The sequence below is a fragment of the Devosia epidermidihirudinis genome (assembly GCF_000971295.1).
Taxonomy (GTDB): domain Bacteria; phylum Pseudomonadota; class Alphaproteobacteria; order Rhizobiales; family Devosiaceae; genus Devosia; species Devosia epidermidihirudinis.
This window is the reverse complement of sequence record NZ_LANJ01000016.1, coordinates 373,791-391,703: the sequence shown is the minus strand read 5'-3', so window position 1 is coordinate 391,703 and position 17,913 is coordinate 373,791. Positions and strand designations below refer to the sequence as shown.

General features: G+C 58.1%; 14 protein-coding genes, 1 tRNA gene and 1 pseudogene. 9 read left to right on the top strand and 7 right to left on the bottom strand.

All coding sequences use genetic code 11. The annotated features are described in order from the left end of the window. Positions 1-288 precede the first annotated feature (288 nt). The 4 genes from WH87_RS10215 (at position 289) to WH87_RS10200 (ending at position 4,072) form a co-directional block, all read left to right on the top strand. Positions 289-1,230 (top strand): M48 family metalloprotease, encoded by a 942-nt coding sequence (locus tag WH87_RS10215; RefSeq protein WP_156458190.1) that lies wholly within the window; start codon positions 289-291, stop codon positions 1,228-1,230. After that, entirely contained in the window at positions 1,190-1,816 is a 627-nt protein-coding gene (gene dcd / locus WH87_RS10210) for a dCTP deaminase (protein ID WP_046139244.1), read from the top strand. The genes WH87_RS10215 and dcd overlap by 41 nt, the downstream gene beginning before the upstream one ends. A 236-nt stretch (positions 1,817-2,052) precedes the next feature. After that, positions 2,053-3,144, top strand: a complete 1,092-nt coding sequence (locus WH87_RS10205) for a thymidylate synthase (protein WP_156458189.1) — start codon at positions 2,053-2,055, stop codon at positions 3,142-3,144. Then, a complete protein-coding gene (locus tag WH87_RS10200) occupies positions 3,131-4,072 on the top strand; it encodes an alpha-glutamyl/putrescinyl thymine pyrophosphorylase clade 3 protein (protein WP_046139245.1) in 942 nt (313 codons plus the stop codon). Before WH87_RS10205 ends, WH87_RS10200 begins: the two co-directional genes overlap by 14 nt. Here the strand turns inward: WH87_RS10200 and WH87_RS10195 are convergent. Then, positions 4,069-5,178 (bottom strand): ImmA/IrrE family metallo-endopeptidase, encoded by a 1,110-nt coding sequence (locus WH87_RS10195; RefSeq protein WP_046139246.1) that lies wholly within the window; start codon positions 5,176-5,178, stop codon positions 4,069-4,071. The two genes, WH87_RS10200 and WH87_RS10195, sit on opposite strands and share 4 nt — an antisense overlap. Beyond that, positions 5,175-5,498 (bottom strand): hypothetical protein, encoded by a 324-nt coding sequence (locus WH87_RS10190; protein WP_156458188.1) that lies wholly within the window; start codon positions 5,496-5,498, stop codon positions 5,175-5,177. The genes WH87_RS10195 and WH87_RS10190 overlap by 4 nt, the downstream gene beginning before the upstream one ends. 522 nt (positions 5,499-6,020) lie before the next feature. On the opposite strand from WH87_RS10190, the gene WH87_RS10185 reads away from it, so the two are divergent. Together WH87_RS10185 and WH87_RS10180 are read left to right on the top strand one after the other, a co-directional pair. Continuing rightward, positions 6,021-6,860, top strand: coding sequence for a type IV toxin-antitoxin system AbiEi family antitoxin domain-containing protein (locus WH87_RS10185; protein ID WP_046139248.1), 840 nt, complete (start codon positions 6,021-6,023; stop codon positions 6,858-6,860). Further along, positions 6,850-7,767, top strand: coding sequence for a nucleotidyl transferase AbiEii/AbiGii toxin family protein (locus WH87_RS10180; RefSeq protein WP_046139249.1), 918 nt, complete (start codon positions 6,850-6,852; stop codon positions 7,765-7,767). Before WH87_RS10185 ends, WH87_RS10180 begins: the two co-directional genes overlap by 11 nt. Before the next feature lie 267 nt (positions 7,768-8,034). Here WH87_RS10180 and scpB read toward each other — a convergent pair whose 3' ends face one another. The 4 genes and pseudogenes from scpB to WH87_RS10160 form a co-directional block, all read right to left on the bottom strand. Continuing rightward, a complete protein-coding gene (gene scpB, locus WH87_RS10175; protein WP_046139250.1) occupies positions 8,035-8,736 on the bottom strand; it encodes an SMC-Scp complex subunit ScpB in 702 nt (233 codons plus the stop codon). Positions 8,737-8,738: 2 nt separating this feature from the next. Then, positions 8,739-9,685, bottom strand: a pseudogene (locus WH87_RS10170) (DUF1403 family protein). A 466-nt stretch (positions 9,686-10,151) separates the two neighbouring features. Next, a tRNA-Arg gene (locus tag WH87_RS10165) sits at positions 10,152-10,228 on the bottom strand. Between the two features lie 873 nt (positions 10,229-11,101). Beyond that, positions 11,102-11,491, bottom strand: a complete 390-nt coding sequence (locus WH87_RS10160) for a winged helix-turn-helix transcriptional regulator (RefSeq protein WP_046139251.1) — start codon at positions 11,489-11,491, stop codon at positions 11,102-11,104. A 209-nt stretch (positions 11,492-11,700) separates the two neighbouring features. On the opposite strand from WH87_RS10160, the gene WH87_RS19015 reads away from it, so the two are divergent. Beyond that, positions 11,701-12,519: an SDR family NAD(P)-dependent oxidoreductase gene (locus WH87_RS19015; RefSeq protein ID WP_052726446.1), complete on the top strand. Its 819-nt coding sequence runs from the start codon at positions 11,701-11,703 to the stop codon at positions 12,517-12,519. Between the two features lie 298 nt (positions 12,520-12,817). Here WH87_RS19015 and WH87_RS10150 read toward each other — a convergent pair whose 3' ends face one another. Beyond that, positions 12,818-14,059: an ROK family transcriptional regulator gene (locus WH87_RS10150; RefSeq protein ID WP_046139252.1), complete on the bottom strand. Its 1,242-nt coding sequence runs from the start codon at positions 14,057-14,059 to the stop codon at positions 12,818-12,820. 263 nt (positions 14,060-14,322) lie between these two features. Between WH87_RS10150 and WH87_RS10145 the strand changes: the two genes are divergently transcribed. Together WH87_RS10145 and WH87_RS10140 are read left to right on the top strand one after the other, a co-directional pair. Further along, positions 14,323-16,896, top strand: coding sequence for an ATP-binding cassette domain-containing protein (locus WH87_RS10145; protein ID WP_046139783.1), 2,574 nt, complete (start codon positions 14,323-14,325; stop codon positions 16,894-16,896). Then, positions 16,896-17,897, top strand: coding sequence for an ABC transporter permease (locus tag WH87_RS10140; RefSeq protein WP_046139253.1), 1,002 nt, complete (start codon positions 16,896-16,898; stop codon positions 17,895-17,897). Before WH87_RS10145 ends, WH87_RS10140 begins: the two co-directional genes overlap by 1 nt. Positions 17,898-17,913 lie beyond the last annotated feature (16 nt).

The following is a 17,913-nucleotide window of genomic DNA, read 5'->3' as shown; positions in this document are numbered from 1 at the left end:
ACCTGTTGCTCCGGCAAGCGCAGTCCCTCGTCCGCAATCCGGAAGAAATATCTGCTGCCCAGCTTCCACAAGCGATGCAGCTGGCCAGTGAACTGATGTCGAACTGCGAGCTGACCGCTGCTCTGTCTGAAGTCCGGAGCGCGAAGGACCTTAGTCCAACAGTTGCAAAGAGAGCGCTGTCGACGCTGGAGCCGGTCCTTGCACCCGCGGACTGACCTCGCACTGCTCCATGAAAGTCTATCACAGCTTGCGACGACGCCGTATTTCAACGGTGCGCTCGAAAGGCAGGTGTCCAAGCTCGTCGAGCTCACCGAACATGTACGGAGCAAATCGCCCGCTTACGATGAAACCATCGTCAGGTCGCTGGTGGACAAAATTTGGGCCACTCACCGGTACATCCAAGGATCGACCACTAAGGAGTCACCCTATGAAATCGAATTCTGCCTGAGGCCGGCCATTTCAGAATGGCTGCCTGGGGAGTTCCTATTAGCGACGGCGCTCACGGAAGAGCGGGATTTTCACCTGCACTACGGCGACCCGTGGGATTACGTCTCAAAAACCATACCCGAATTCGAAGCGATACCGGACAGTCGGCTGATATTTGTCGGCGTGCCGCGATTGTACAAATACCTGCCGCTGTTCTGCAGCGCACTCTTCCACGAGTTGGGGCATTTCATCGACTTAAGCCATGGGCTAACCGAGGCCTCAATGCTTTTGAACCCACCGAATCCAGATCATGCGCCGATATTGAAAAACTACCGCCAAGAGCATTTTGCGGACCTGTTCGCGGCCTCATATGTTGGTGGAGCGATTGCAGACACCCTGTCCTCCATCAGCCCTGACGCCGGCGTGACATTTTCTCACCCGTCAACCGCGAAGCGCCTCGAACTTATCGAGGATTACCTGGTCGGAAACGAAAATGCCGAGATCGACATGTGGCAGAACGTGCTTCGCAGACGTGGGTTACCCGGTCTGAAGAAGCGATTTGAACTGCCTGAGATCAAGCACGCCTTCGATGACATTCGGCCTGTAGCGATCACAGAACATGCCCAATTGTTCGGGCTGTTTCCCGCTGCATGGAGTTACATGGCCAATGCCATCCATGGCGATGGGCCTGACTGGGCTACGGGCGCTGGGCAGCTCGAGATCGTCCGCATCGTCAACGACCTAACGGAGAAGTCCATCAGAAATGCTTCCATCCGAAAGCTCTGGCAGGCCAACGCTTCTTAAGGCCGAAATAGAAAGTCGGCTTGGTCTAAATGGTTCAAAAGGTCTTTGGATCGAGCCATTGTTGGACTCAGCACAGATTGGCGAAATTAGCGTTGACCTGCGACTGGGTTACGATTTTCTAGTTTCCATAGTCACGCGACGCCCGTTCATCGGCCTGACGAAATCAGATGAGGGTTTTCGGTCGATGTCGTCGTACTTCCAGCCGACCCGGCGCGATCTGGGCGAGAGGTTCGTTCTCTATCCTGGTCAGGTCGCGCTCACCACCACGCTCGAATACGTCGCTCTGCCCCGTGACGTGTATGCAGACATCCTGACCCGAAGCAGTTACACGCGCTTGGGCATCAGCATGAACACTATGATTCAACCTGGCTTTCGGGGGTGCCTATCGGCCGAGCTTTTCAATCATGGCAACAGCCCGGTCGAACTGGTCGTTGGCGCCAAAATGTTCCAGATGCGCCTTACCGCGATCGACAAAGACCTCGAATATGGCGGTATTGCTCGGAAATACTTCGGGAACATTCGTCCCGTCGCGTCCAAGGCAGCCGAAGATCTAGACCTAGTGCACCTAACCAGCCTTCACTACTGATGGCTGCCCATTCTAAGGGTCACGGGTGACCTAGTGTCGCATACTTAACGACAGCGTTTTAGAATCCTGTGCTCTACCTACCGAGGAGCAGAATGTGGCCAGAGTCTGCCGTAGCGTTTGTTGCCGAGCAGACCATTCGTTCCGCTCGGCGCCACTAAATCGAGATATGAGTTCAAGCGTTTTTCTTCCTGACAATCCCAAACGGCACTTGCTGTATTACGGAGATTGCTGGCAGCTTGGCCTCAATTGATTTGATTGAGAACATCGTGTTCCACCACACAGCGTCCAACCTCGATGACTTGATGCGGGCTGTTTTCGCTCGGTTGTTGTCCCGCAGCCGAGGAAACACCAAGGTCAATTCCCGAAAGGGCTACAGCACTGAAGCGTTTGGAGCGCTGCTTGAGCTGACAGACCCTCGAGCGCGCCTTAGTAGGTCAAAATCTCGATCGAGAGTCTTCAGCGCCCTGGGAGAATGCCTTTGGTATCTGTCAGGGAGCAATGCGCTCGAACAGATCCAATACTATATCGATGGGTACCACGAGTTTTCCGACGATAAGGAAACCTTGAACGGTGCGTACGGCGCGAGGATTTTCGCCGCCGACAGAGGGCGTGTTACGGAAAAGTATAAGGATCAGTGGCAGCGGATCATCGGCACCCTCCGCGAGCGAGAGGGATCTCGCAACGCCATTATTCAGATTTACGCAAACGAAGACGGTGAAAAGAAAAGCAAGGACATCCCTTGCACCTGCACGCTCCATTTCGTGATCCGAAAGAAGCTCCTACACCTACACGTTCACATGCGTTCGAATGACGTTGTCCTCGGTTTTCCGCACGACATATTCGCATTCACGATGATGCAGGAAATCGCGGCACGTGAGCTCGATGTCGAAGTGGGTAGTTATCAGCATTCGGTGGCCAGTCTCCATCTCTACGACGATACCGATAAATTACCTTCTAGAACGATGGCTCGAAAATTCGTCGATGAGGGATTTCACGACATCAGGCCGATGCCGCCGATGCCGAAAGGGGATCCTTGGCCGGCGATTGCAGTCGTCCTTGATGCGGAACGCCGACTTCGTGCGGGTGAGCTCGATTACGTGCCACCGGCGGGACTCGACCCTTATTGGAACGACATCATCATCCTTCTTCGGTTTTATGCCATAGGGAAATTCGCTCCCGATCGGGATACGAAGCCATTGCTAGGCCAGCTTTCCTTCCCAGGCTTCAGCCTCTACATCCTGGATAAAATCGCAAAGAAATCTTCCAGTGGCGGCACAACGCTGCCGCTTTTCCCCGAAACCGAGACTGAAGACGATGCAAACGACTAATGGCGCTCATAGAGATCAGTACACAGCGCTGATGGCCGGGCTCGCGGCCTTTGAAGCACAGCATGGCGCCCTGCCCGGGATCGTCCAGCTCAGCGCTCGGGACACGTTTGTGCAGCAGATGATCTCAAGCCTTCGGCGGATCGAATATATCAGGAACATGCAAGCGAGAGCCATCGATCCTGGCCGCATCGATCCCAATTCCAGTCTCTTTGATCCATTGAAGGGCGCCGCATTGCTCGGTCAGAATGGTGACCTCGACGAAGCCGTATGGATGACGTTCGTCGCGACCCACTTCGGCAAGCATGTTGAGGACGCATGGAAACTCGCTTCCAATGTCATGGGATCATTTGGATCGGGGCCGACTTGGAATTTTGCAGAGTATGCTCGCCAGCCCGCGGCATTCGACGCAATGCTGCAGGCGCACCAAGCCGATCTCGCGGACCCCAAAATCTCTGGCCGCTTCTCTAATCACCGTCAATACCAGAGCAAAAAGCCCGACAAGATCGGCCTCGTCTTTTCGACATTTTACGACTGGCTTATTGCCGACGGCGATTTCAACACGAAGATCCGCAACATCCACCTCAAGGTCGGACAGCAGCCAACAGTCGTGTTCCCGGCACTCTATCGATCGATGGCACCTGTCTACGGGTTCGGCCGGCTGGGGAACTTCGACTTCCTCACCATGGTTGGTAAGCTTCAGCTCGCGCCCATCGACGCCGACAGCGTCCACATGTCGGGCGCGACGGGCCCCTTCTCAGGAGCCAAGCTCCTCGTCCAAGCACCGGGAGCCGCGGCAATGTCGCGAAAGCAAATTGAGGCCGTCGTGGATAGGCTCGATGACACCCTGCACGTAGGCAAGCAGGTGCTCGAGGACAGTCTTTGCAACTGGCAGAAAAGCCCCAACCACTACGTCTATTTCAGCGGTTAAGCGATGAGGTCAGGGACGTAAGGACTGTCCGACCAGCGGTACCTGTTTTTGAGGAACGAGAGCTTACCGTGGTCAACTATGCCTCTTTTTTCCAGCTGACCTACGATGACGCCCGGCGTAATGCGTGCAGCCTTGGCTGCGGCAATTATCGCTTTCGGCCGGAGGCTACCCGACAATAGGTCATCCATGCGTTCATCGGGGAACAAAATGTCTTGCGCAAATGCGTTGGCCTCATCTTCCTGAACGGCAGTGTCAGCCCCCATCGTTGCACCCTCGCCGTCGATGTGGCTGGCACCATGAAGAAGCACGTGGCCAGTTTCGTGGAAAAAGGTGAACCAGAAGTGGTCTTCTGCGAGGTGCCGGAAGCTCAGCAGGATGACTGGTCGGCCCTCAGGGTCAAACCAGGATGCACCGCTGGCTCGACAGCCATCAGGAGTTTTCGCTGTGACGACGACTACGCCAGCTGCGGCGCAGGCGGGCACTAATCTCTCAAGGATTGCGGCGGGACTTTTGAAAACCGCAAGGCGCTTCAACTCTGGGACCTGCGTCTCAAAGGCTGCCCGATCAAACTTCGCTGTCGTTCGATCTGCGGCTAGACGCTCCCCGGCACGCAGCCACACGAGCGTGGCCATACCGTCGGATGCCAAAGACATCGATGTCCGGAAGGCAACGGCACCAACGCCCGAGGAGTAGCGAGTCCCCCATTGCTGTATCGAGGCGCAGCCGAAGAAATCAAGAAGCTCATCCCTAAGCTTCCCTTTCGACTTACCTGTGTGGGTCAGCCACCCCAGCTTGCGCATCGAAGCGGTCGGCATCGATTCCAGCCAGGATGCCTCAGTGGCGGGTTTTGCGGCTTCCTCTAGCCTCGCGCTATCCACCACGTAGGCACTATCCCGCGCCAACCAGAACCGAGGTGTCGATCCCAGATTGTCAGCTAGGATTTCAGCGTCCTTGCCTGAAAGCCTTCGGTAGCCTGAAAGCAGATTATCGAACTCGTCGCTGGACAGTCCGAGCGCATCCGCAAGATCCGACGCGTCGATCTCTCGATTTGCCATCACGCGGGCGATGGTTTCTCCGGGTGGTGATGCCCAGTTTAGGTCGGTCATATCAGCACCTGGCCAGCATTGTGTATGTTCACCAGCTTGAGTCGGTGAACTTCACCCCAGTTTTCAAGATTCACGACGGCGTCCGAAACTGGAAACGCATCAAGGAACGCATCTCCCCGGAGCAGAAAACTCAACCTGACGCCGCCATCATTGAGCATAACGCTGGGGCTCTCCGGTAATTCCTTCAGGTACATAGCGTCGTTCATATCGCAGACCAAACTCTGAAACGCACGAGCAAGTTCATCACCCAGCGCTCGCTTCGCAACTTTGAAGTCGATGGTCGCCTGCCTTATCTTCGTAGAGTCGAATGAAAGCTCCAAGGCCAAATCGTCCGCAGCAAGTCCCGGAATTCGACCTCGCAATTACTTCGCGTTAGCGAATCGTCGTGGCAGGCCGGGCAATAACAAATCGAATCATTCGTCAGGCAACGCAACTCATCGGTTACCGGTATAGGCGATCTTGATCAATCGACCTTGCACGAGCATCACGGCTGTATCTTCTGGCTCTTGGCAGGCGCACGATTTCACAAACCGGAAGTCGGCAGATCAACATACAAGGCGACAGGTCCAGCTCTCTACATTTATCGACGATATGTTTGCATCGCGTTTGGAGCACACGATAGGGGACGGTGAGCGTCCGGTCGGCGTATCCATAGCTCACTCGCCACCGACCCAGAACATGGCTTGGTTAGAAGCCAGGGCTTTGCACAGGCTCATATTACTCTGTTTACAAACTTTAGCTACTTTGAATGCATGAACCCATGTCCAGTGGAACTAGACATATTTGACTACTGATAAAGCGACATTTTGCAACGACTTTAAGAAAGCGCTATATTGTCCAACATGACTGGACGTAACAGCACCAAGCTAAAGAACCTGCTCGACACCGTACCACCAGGATTCCTTGTGGATTCCCCTTGGCTGGAAGAGCATGGAATCTACAGGCAACTCGCACAGTCCTATGTGCAAGCGGGCTGGCTTGAGCGCCCCCTACAGGGCCTGTATCGTCGGCCGTTCACACTAGGGGGCAGTCCCGGCGCAGAGCGCGACTGGAAGATACCGGTCCTCTCCGCGCTATGGCTTATGCATTTCAAATTCCACGTCGCCGCAACATCGGCGCTGGAGCTTCATGGCTTCACGCACTACGTACGCATGTCGGGACGCCGCAAACTCTATTTGCACGGTGCCCCCCCGTCCTGGCTTTCAAAGCTCGACCTAACCGCTGAGATCGTCGTCCGCCAGCGCTCGCTCTTCCAAGACTCAAAAACGGGGGTCGAGAACACGGACTTTTCGCTCGAGAATGGCTCTCCAGACCTGACAGCGAGCCCGTGGGATTGGCCGTTAGCGATGTCTTCACCGGAGCGCGCACTTCTGGAGACCATCGACGAAACCCCTAACCACGAGAGCTTTCACAATCTCGACATGCTCTTCCAATCGATGGGCAACCTCCGCCCGAAACTGATCATGCAGCTTTTGCAGATGTGCCGCAGCATCAAAACCAAACGCCTGTTTTTCGTCTTCGCGGACCGGCACGCGCATGCATGGCGCAAATATATCGATGAAAGTGCTATCGACCTCGGCAGCGGCGACCGCATGCTGGTTAAAGGGGGCAAGCTGCACAAGCGTTACCGCATAACGCTACCTGCGGAGTTTGTGGGGACGGAGGGACAAGATGGCGCGTGAGGCTTACGAGGACCAGGTACGGCTTCTCGTCGCATGCCTGCCCTTGATCGCAAAGCATAACGTCTTCGCCCTGAAAGGCGGAACGGCCATCAACCTCTTCTATCGCGACCTACCGCGACTGTCGGTCGACATAGACCTCACCTACCTGCCGATCGAAGACCGGGCGACAAGCTTGGCGAAGATCGACTCCACACTCGACGTCATTCTTGCGGACATCGTGAAGACGATGCCTGACGCGCAAGCACAGCGCACCGCAGGTGGCGGCGACAATGACACGCGCATAATTGTCCGCCAGCGCGGCGCCATCATTAAGGTCGAGACGTCGCCTGTCGCGCGTGGCACCGTGCACCAACCAACATTGATGGCCGTCAGTGACGCCGTGCAGGATCGTTTCGGTTTCGCTGAAATGCCCGTTGTCGCATTCGAAGATCTGTACGGCGGCAAGCTGCACGCCGCGACAGACCGCCAACACCCTCGCGACCTCTTCGATATCAAACTGCTCTACGAAAACGAGGGGCTGACCCCTGCCCTTTTCCGCACCTTCCTTATTTACGTGGCAAGCTCTGCAAGGCCGCCGCATGAATTGTTGCGCCCGGCCCCGCAGCCCTTGGAAGAGCGCTTCGTCGCCGAGTTCGAGGGCATGACCGCAGGTCCCATTTCCGTGGCCGAGCTCGAAGAAACCCGCACCAAACTGTTCGCAGACATCCTGGCCAAGATGGATGGACCAGCAATGAAGTTTCTGCTTTCACTCCATGATGGCGAGCCAGATTTTGACGCTATAGGACTGCCGCAGGCCACCAATCTCCCGGCCGTGAGATGGAAGCTGCAGAACCTTGAAAAGCTAAAAAAGAACAATGCGGATAAGCACGCCGAGCAACGCACGCTGATTGAAGGCCTCGCGGGTTAGTGGGGCTGGGCCACCGTCATGCTTCGGTACTCGACCTTGATCTGGGCGCGGAATGCGTGGACTGGGACGGATACCATCCAGAGCGAGGGCATCGGCAAAGACGTTGCATCCGCCTCCACGAGGTGCGCCGGCAATCTTTGCTCCCTACCATCAAACCTGCGGCGGCTGTTGTTGCCATGCGCTGGTTTGCGCGATTTGATGGCGCCGCCCTGATGCGATAGCCGGGCTTGATTGTCCTCGGCTACCCAGCGGCAGCAAGCTCGAACGTTAGGCAACTCGGACTAGTCGATAAAATTGGCTTTCATCGACAAATGACGACACGACATGAGCCTTGGTCACGTCCTGAACGCCGGCATCGCTCTTGAGTAGCCCTGCATCCTGCAGGGCCTCTATGTCCGGCAGATCGCGCAGAGTGTTCAGGCTAAAGTGCGCCAAAAACTGCCTGGTCGTCACATAGGTGAACGGTGCGCCAGGCGTCGGACTGCGGGGACCGGCTGAAATCATCTCCTTGTCCCGCAATTGACCAATGATATCTCGCGATATCTCTCGCCCCAGGATCTCGGACACCCCTGCCCGCGTAGTGGGCTGGTGATAGGCGATCGATACCAGCACCATCAGTTCCGTCTGCGTCAGCTCCAGCCGGCGCTCCAGCCCGACCGTCGACGTCTTGATCGCCTGGGCGTAGGCCAGCCGCGTACGAAACGCCCACCCGCCTGCGACATTGACCACCTCATAAGGCTTGCCCCGCAGGCTTTCGCGAATGTCCTCGATTAAGTGATCGATGCTTACATCGCGTCCGACGATCCGCGCCAAGGCCTCGCGTTCGACCGGCTGCGGCGCTGCGAACAGCACTGCTTCCACACGGTTCATCCACTCCCCCCAACGCGCTTCGGGCGGCAGTTCGGCAAGCTCCGCATCGAACAGACCTTCGTCTGGTCGGCTTTCGGCTTGTTTCGCGCGCTTGGCCATCGTCACAACCCATATAGCCGGAAGGTCGGTCGGCCGCTGAACTCGCGCACGGCACCCAGATCCTGCAACCTATCGAACAGCCGCCGCGTGCCGACAGTTTTGCGCTCGACCACGACGCTGGCAGCGCATCTTCATCAAGCAGCAACTTCACTACGTCGGCCGAGCCCTTGGCGCGCAGCTTTGGCGCCACCTTAACGAGCAACGCAGCCCGTCTGGCGATGTCGTCGCCGAGATCACAGGCCTCGGCCGCGGCCTGGGCATAGGCGCGCAGCACCGCCTTGCCCCAGCCTTCGCCTCCCGGCCGAATGCGCCGGCGCGGCTCACCGGATTTGAATCCCGACGTGTTCACCTGGCCGATCAGCAGCGGCACAGGCACCGGCCAGCGAAATTTCGCCGCCAATACGAGATCGGCCAGCCAGAAGGCCAGGTGTTCCGCATCCGGCCGGGCGCGATACAGCTCGGCTGCGATCTCAGCGGCCAGGACTGGCGCCGGTCGGCCTGAGGTCACCAGATCTTCGGCGTTATCGACAACGTCCCCGAGATCATCGTCCCATTTCACCCCCAGCTCAACGGCGACCGCGCGGACAGCTTCCGCGTCCAGCCGCGTCGTGCGGCCAGCCAGCCGACGCCAAGCGGAAAGTATCCTTCCTGCAAGGCCCGGATCGTCTCCAGGCGTGCGTAAAAGCAGGGCGTCCCGCAGGGCGGATTCATCCTCCGGTCGGCCGAGCAGTTGGACGGCGGCTGCAGCAGATTTAAGGGCTAGGCGCTGGCGCTAGACACCGACCCAGGAAACGTCACTGCGCACCAGATTGTCCAAGGAATTCAAGGCTGAACCGGCAAGGTAGGCAGCGTCGACGTCATGCAAAACCAAGCCACGCGGTCGCGCCCACACCGGCGCTTTGGGCACAAGCGGAGGATCGATAACCAGCAAATCAGCGCGCGGTTTCATGTGGACAGTCTAACACGCAGCGGCGCTTAGTACCACAATAATGCCACCTATCCGCCCCGCCTGTCGGCCAATAATAATGACCGATAATGTTGCATTATCAATCCCTTACACTCGGCAATGGCGTAGATATGAGCGGCTGAACCGTCGACATGAACCCTTCAAGCGAGGGAAGCTACGAACCTCGCGGGCAGGCCCCTAGACTGGACAGAGATCGTCAGTTCGTACTGGTCCAAACCCGCTGATGAACCACGAGTCCGACCGCTGCCCACGGGGGCAGTGCTCAGCAGCGCGGCAGCATCACCGCGCGACCGCTTCCGCAGGAAATGAATGAATCCAACGGAAAATTGCACCCGTTAGCGTCATTCAACTCGTACTAAAGTGAACTCTACTGCTTACGAGCAGCTTGCCACTGGCGAAATTAGGCTCGCGCGAAGCGCCATAACTCATTGAAATATAACGGTAAAGTTGGCGCACCCGACACGATTCGAACGTGTGGCCTCTGCCTTCGGAGGGCAGCGCTCTATCCAGCTGAGCTACGGGTGCATCCGTCACGCGGGGCGGACCCCGGCTGAACGGGCGCAACCTACCGAAAGCCGCGCCTGCGTGCAACGGGCTAAGTTGAAGTTGTGCCCTGGCATGGAGAACGCGCTGCCCCTCCTCAGGCAAGGCAACACGTTAGAATCGTGTCGGGTGCGACAGGAGGCGCTCAGGAAGGCGTGCCGGAGGTGGCGATGCTGCAGACAGAGTAGAACGAGCGCCGGAAGCGATCCAAGCGAAGCATTTGGAGGGTTCCAGTTCGTGCAAGTTGCCCAGCGGCCGATTTTGCGCCCATTCCAGCCGTCCAGCACCAACCCTCGATTTCCCAAAAACTGACATTGGGTCCTGACTGCACCGCGCTCGTTAGAGGATTCCGTCAATGGTAGTTGCGCATAGCTCTTTGCGAGACAATCAAACACGCGTTGAAATTTGAAGTTTTAGTCTTGGGCCAAACATCAGGGCGAACACTTCCGGCGCCGAGCCGCTGCAGGAGGTCATCTTGACCAAGCCAGGCAGTTTTCGGCTAAGCGTCGCTGTAGGCTCTCCGACCTGTCTTGCTTCGGCACCGCAAATTACGTCTCCCCGCTGATCTTTTGAACCAGCGCTGTAGCCAGTTTTAAAGATGCCGACTGGAGTGATCTATCGCTGGGAGTTTTGCGGCCGCGCGGAAAGTTTGGAAGGGGAAACCAAGGGGCCGCTTACCTTCGACAATCCTCGCCTGAGCCGCGGGATGCGCGCCGTGTTGAATTCGCTCGGCGGACGCTCAATTGTGAACAGCGGATATCGAGGGCCAGGGTACGGTTTAACCGGTAGTGTTTCCGTCGCTTCCCTTCCGCCAGCAGGAGCGACTGCTCGGTTCCAATTTGCGGGCAAGACGCCCTATTGGTCGGCCTTGGTGTCGAAGCGCTCGCGGGCCGTTAGAATTGTTCCCTTGTTATCCATTGCCCAACTGGCCAGCACGCTCAAGGGATCCCGCAGCGACTGCCCAAAAGCAGTCAATTCGTATTCCACTTTGGGTGGACTCGTGGGGTAGATCCGTCGCTTGACCAGACCGTCACGCTCCAATCCGCGCAGCGTCAGCGTCAGCATGCGGTGCGACAGACCTGGAATGCTGCGCTGCACCGCATTGAACCGCATCGGTCCCTCCGAGAGCACCCAGACCACCAGCACAGTCCATTTGTCGCCAACGCGATCGAGTATTTCCACGACAATCCGGCAGGCCTCAATGGTCTCCGGTGTAAAGTTCGGAGAGTCGGGGAGCTTGGCCATTCTGCACCTTGGAACACGAACATTTCTGATCGCACCAAATTAAAAAGTGCGTTCTTGCAGAATTAATCGCCGGCTAGCACATTGTCACGAACAAATAGTTCGTAACGTCGAATTTGATACCAAGGTCGTCCTTCCTGTTTGTTTGAGTGATGAGCTTCACGCCGCTCAGGCGAATGTGGCGAGGGATATAGCCCACAAGGAGAACACGAATGACCACCATCTTGGTCGCCGGCGGCAACAGTGGTATTGGCCTTGAGGCTTCGCGGCGGCTCCTCGAGAGCGGAGCCACTCTGGTTCTTATCGGTCGCAGTGCGGTCAAGGGGCAGAACGCCCTGAGCTCCTTCGGACACTCTGCCAACCGTGCCCGGTTTATCGCTGCTGATCTATCTAGCCACGCAGGCGTCGTTGGTACCGCAACCCGCCTGCTCGCTGACTATGACCAATTCGACGCGCTCGTTCATACGACTGGTGTTCTCGCCATAGACAATCCCAGAACCGCTGATGGTCTGAACGCCATGTTTGCGGTCAATTACTTGAGCCGGTACCATCTTACGCAGCTCCTGCTGCCCGCACTGCGTCGCGCTCCTCAGCCGCGCGTCCTCATGATGACCGCCAAGGTGGCGATGAACACGAACATCCAGCCTGAGCATTTTCCGCTCTTTAACGACTTCCGCTTCACTCGCGATAGTCCGCAGATAAATGCCGCCAACCTACACTATGCCGCCCGCCTCGCTGAACTCGAACCGCGCTTCAAGGTAGGTGTTATCAATGCCGGCACTGCGCGTACTGACATCATGCGGGCGGCTCCTGGGTTCATGCAGCTGCTCGGAAGAATTGCGGAGCCGCTGGTGTATAATTCCGTCCCGGAGTCGGCGAGCAATCTGGTCAAAGCCGTGCTATCTTCCGACTGGGTCACACCAACATACTGGGGACGGCCAGGAAAGTTCGACAATAGAACAAAAATCACCGTGGACCCGAAGATCACTGAACAAGTCATGCGCCAGTCCCACGAGCTGGCCTCGGTTTAGTCACGCCAGCTCAGTGCCTACCCATCAGATGCCAGTCACCAGCACAAGGAGGCTGTGCCCAAGTGGGGAAAAACGACATACCACTTTGGGCGGAATGACAGGGTAGACCTTGCGGCTCAGCAGTCCGTCCCGTTTGGGTAGGGTCTGGATCAGAGTGAATTGGTCGCAACTCAGACGGCCCGAATGCGACGGCTTGCTGACTGGCTGCTTTTGGGCCATCGCGCATCAAACGCTGCCCCATCCCTTGTTGGGCTCATATCGCACCGCGCAGGCAATTGCTGCTTTGCACGCGTGGGGTTTACGGCGCTGACCCTACCATCAGCGGTTTCTTGTCATTGGCTTTTTTCAGCAACACGCCGGTGTCGGGACCGAACATGGAGTAGATTTGCAGCAGGGCAGCACCCGTCGCCGAAGCCTTGTTACCAATACAACCCGCCGTGATGTGGGGGGCGACCAGACCGGCGGGCAGTACCCTCGCAAAGCGTTGGCGGGTGCGCTCGACCGTGTCGACCAGCAGAGCTGGCGGCAGGATACCGTCGATCACGATGGCATCCACGTCGATCACCGCGATGCAGCTGACGATGGCCTGTGCCAAGGCGTCAGCACAGTCGTCCTGCCACTCCTGAGTGAGCGCCGCAGCAGTAGCAGGCATTGGCTCCAGATCGCGAACCCGACTGATGTCGAAGCCGTTGAAGCGCAGATGCTGGATCAAGGTAAAGATCGAGGCGCGGTGCAGCAGCACCTCAAAGGCTCCGACTGGAGCTGGCACTGAATTGAGCTTTGATGGCATCACCGGAATTGGCCCGATAGCCGCGGTATTGCCGTTCGGACCGGTCTGCAACGTCCCATCCAGAACCAGTCCGCCGCCAACAAAGGTGCTGAGCGAGATGTGCAGGAAGTCCGATGTCGTCTTGCCGATGCCATAGACCAGCTCAGCCAGTGCGGCCGCCGAGGCGTCATTTTCCACCATGATGGGCAGGCCACCGGTTTCGAGAAAACCGGTGCGAATATCGGTCATTTTCCAGGCTTCGCGAACCTCGAGCGGAAATCCCAGCTCGTTGTCCCAACCGCCGATGAAATAGGGCGCCGAGACACCGACGCCGATCAGTCGCTTACAGCGCTCAGCGCCCAGATTTTTGCGGAAACGGGCAATTGCAGCATTAGCGATCTGTGCCGTCTGGCTAGGTGTTGGATGATCATATTCGTGCGTCTCGGAATCGGCGATTGAGCCGGCAAAATCGAGAACAATTGCATCGAGCGAGCGGCGGCCGATATGCAGGCCAATCGAAAACGCGCCATTGGGCGCAAGGCCGTACATGACCGAAGGTTGTCCCTTGCCGCCGAAGCGCTTGCCATTTTCTTGAACCAGACCCGCAGCGGCCAGCGCATCAACAATTGTCGCAACCGCCGGCGGGGTCAGGTGAGCAAAGCGGGCAATCTCGGCCTTGGAGGCTTCCCCGGAACGGCGGATCGCCTGCAACACAACACGTTCGTTGTAGTGCCGAACCTGGACCGAGTTACTGCCCTTACTGCCAGCCATTCCTCATATCCCCCAAGCGTTCTGTTCGACGCGGAACGCTCTCTCTTACACATCCTCTTAACAATTCCAAAGTGTTGCCCTGACTGGATCCGGCTCCGGATTTTGCCGCGATCCATTCGTTGACTTTTTATCGCTCGTTAGACCGTTGACTCCCTCCGGCCTTTTATTATAGCAATATGCTTTAATTAATGATTAATCAAGGCCCAGCCATGGAGGTGGCGGTTCTTGCGAGCATCTGGCCCCAACGCGGCCGGGAGGAATGCATGATTGAAGCAATCGCCAGCGGACCTGGCTCAAGCCTGTCTCCGGACGAGCCGAGCGTCCGCGCTGCACTGATCGGTGTCACCAAGGCATTCGGTGGGACGCTCGCCATTGCGGACGTTTCAATTGAACTGCGGGCCGGGGAAGTTCTCGCCTTGTTGGGCGAAAATGGCGCAGGGAAAAGTACCTGCGTCAAACTGTTGGCAGGGGTGCACCAACCTGACCTTGGGGCCATCTTGGTCGACGGGCAGCCGCAACATTTCACGACACCGCTGAGTGCCCAGGCCGCCGGCATTGCGGTGATGCATCAGCATCCGGGACTGTTTCCCGATCTGTCCGTGGCGGAAAACCTGTTCATCGGTCATGTCGCGAGCGGAACGCCACGGATGACCATCGACTATGCCGGCCGTGAGCGCGAGGCCCAGCGCCTGCTCAAGCTCGTGGGGCTCGATTGCGCACCCGATACGCAATTATCCACCCTGCGCACATCCGAACAGCAACTCGTCGAAATCGCCAGGGCGCTCTCGCTCGACGCCAAAGTCCTGATCATGGACGAGCCGACGGCGGCGCTATCGCAGCGCGAGGTGGAGCGGTTACTCAAGGTTGTCGATGAGTTGCGGCGGCAGGGCGTCGCCATGATGTTTGTCGGTCACCGCATGGACGAAGTGTTCCGCGTGGCCGATAGAATTACGGTCTTGCGCGACGGGCGCCTTATCGGCACCGCAAAAGCCAGCGAGCTCAGCCGCTCCAAGGCCATTGAAATGATGGCCGGTCGCGAGATCAGCAGCCTCTATCCCGAGCATAACAATGTTCATGGCGACACGGTCCTCCGCGTCACTGGCTTGTCGCGCACTGGCGCATTCAACGATATTTCCTTTGACCTCAAAGCTGGTGAGATACTCGGCTTTGGTGGCCTGGTCGGCAGCGGACGCACCGAAATTGCACGCGTCCTGTTCGGTATAGATCAACCCAGCACGGGCACAATCGAACTGGCTGGTCGTCCCACCAGCTTCGCCTCGGCCAAGGACGCGATGGCGAGCGGCATCGCCTATGTATCCGAAGACCGCATGGGCCAGAGCCTGGTGATGGATTTTTCCATTCTCACCAATGCTTCCCTGACCATTCTCGACAAAGTTACGCACGGCGGATTGATATCCCGGCAGGCCGAACTGGGACTTGTGGAGCCCCATCTGGATCGGCTTCGGCTGCGCTATGGCAGCTATGATCAGGCCGTCAGCACATTGTCTGGCGGCAATCAGCAAAAGGTCGTGCTGTCCAAATGGCTGGCGACCAATCCCCATATCCTCATTCTTGATGAGCCCACTCAGGGCATTGACGTGCAAACTAAGGGCGATGTGCATGCAATGATCGCCGAATTGGCTGCCCAGGGCCTAGCGATCATCCTGATCTCCTCGGAACTGCCGGAACTTCTGGGCATGTGCGACCGCATCATCGTGCTGCGTGAAGGCAATTTCGCCGGCGAGTTCGAAGGCGGCACGACAACCCAGGCGCAGATCGTGACGGCCGCCACCAGTGCCGCCGACCTCACATCGGCAACCGCCGCCCGCCCCGCCGACAATGAGAGCAGCATTGAAAATACAGGCCTGATACAGCGGATTTTCGCCCGCCGGGAATTTGGTCTGGTCGCCGCCATCGTCGCTGTGGCCCTGCCGATCGTGGCGATCAATCCACGCATGATCAGTCCGGCCAACCTGTCCGCTCTGGCCATGGATGCGGCGCTTATCATGATCGTGGCTGTTGGCCAGATGCTGGTGATGTTGACGCGCAGCATCGACCTGTCCGTCGCCGCCGTCATCGGGTTGGCGGCCTATGGCGCGGCATCCACCCTGCATGTTGCACCCGAGATCGGGGTCTTTGGCGCATTGGCGCTGGCCATCGGAATCGGCATCGTCTGTGGCGTCGTTAATGGCCTGGTCATTGCCTATGGCAACGTGCCCGCCATCGTGGTCACGCTGGGCACCATGACCGTGTTCCGCGGCATCAACAGCCTTTGGGCGGGCGGCAAGCAAATCAGTGCCGACCAGGTGCCACAGTCCTGGCTGGATTTGACCAGCGTCAACCTGTTGGGCATTCCGGCCATCCTGCTGATTTCAATAGCGACACTGGCGGCTATTGCATGGGCGCTGCGGTCCCTGCCCGCTTGCCGCGAACTCTTCGCCGTTGGTTCCAACCCTGAAGGCGCAAAGCTGATCGGCATTCCGGTGCAGCGGCGCGTCTTTATGGCCTTTGTTACGGCGGGCGCACTGGCCGGCTTCACAGGTGCCCTGTGGGCTTCGCGCTATGCCACGGTGGATGCGCGCGTTGCCTATGGGTTCGAACTCAACGTCATTGCAGCCGTTGTGGTTGGCGGGGTCGCCCTGCGCGGCGGGTCCGGCACCATTCTGGGCGTGGCGCTTGGGGCCATCACGCTTCTGGTCATTCGTAATGGCCTGACACTTGTCCGCGTCGATCCCCTCTGGCTGCAAGGCATTTACGGCCTCGTCATCCTCATCGCTGTGGGCATCGACGCCCTTGTTGCGCACCGCGCTGCCAATGCCCGATTGAGGAGCCACTGATGTTCGCACCAGCTCAAAACAACCTCGCCCGCTTCGCCAATTGGGATAATTTCCTGGCTGTGCTGACGATCCTCGTCATCGCCTATGCCTGCTTGTTCGTGCCCAATTTCCTTACCTCGTTCAACATTTCCCAGGCCATCGCCGGGGCATCGGAACGCGCGCTCATCGTCTTGCCAATGGTGCTGCTAATTATCGCTCGCGAAATTGACCTGTCCGTCGCCAGCATTCTTGCCCTGAGCAGCGTCTGCTTCGGCCTGTTGATCCAGGCTGGTATGCCAATGTTTCCAGCCATCGCCCTCACCATTGTGGCTGGGGGGCTCTGCGGCGCCTTCAACGGCGCCCTGGTCACCCGCCTTGCGCTGCCATCACTGGTGGTCACGCTCGCCACCATGGCGATGTTCCGGGGGCTCGGCTACATCGTGCTCGGCTCGGGCTCGATCAATGCCTTCCCCAACGCCTTCCTTGATTTCGGTATTGGCAACGTCCCGGGCACGCCCATTCCATGGACCATCGTGCCGTTCCTCATACTGGCGCCAGTCTTTGCCATCGTGTTGCAGAAGATGCCTGCAGGGCGACGCATCTATGCCATCGGTGGTAGTCCTGCGGCGGCGCGCTATTCCGGGGTCCGCATTGAACGCACAGTCTTCATGCTGTTCGTCACCTCTGGCGCCGTCTGCGCCATTGCCGGCCTGGTATACGCTGCTCGTCTTGCCAATGCCCGCGCCAACAATGCCGTAGGGCTGGAGCTCGACGTCATCACCATTGCCTTGCTTGGTGGGCTCAGTGTCTTCGGCGGCAAAGGACGGCTGACTGGCGTGCTGTGGGCGCTGTTGCTGGTCGCCACCATACGCAATGTGCTCGGCCTGCTGCAAATCGGCGGTGACGCACAGGGCTCCGTCATCGGCCTGCTGCTGATCGGCTCGCTGCTGGCCAGCAACGCCGCGCGCCAAGTCTTCGAGCGCGTCCGCTCGGCTTTCTCATACTCCCATACCCGCAGGTGAAGTCCAGGCATCTGCT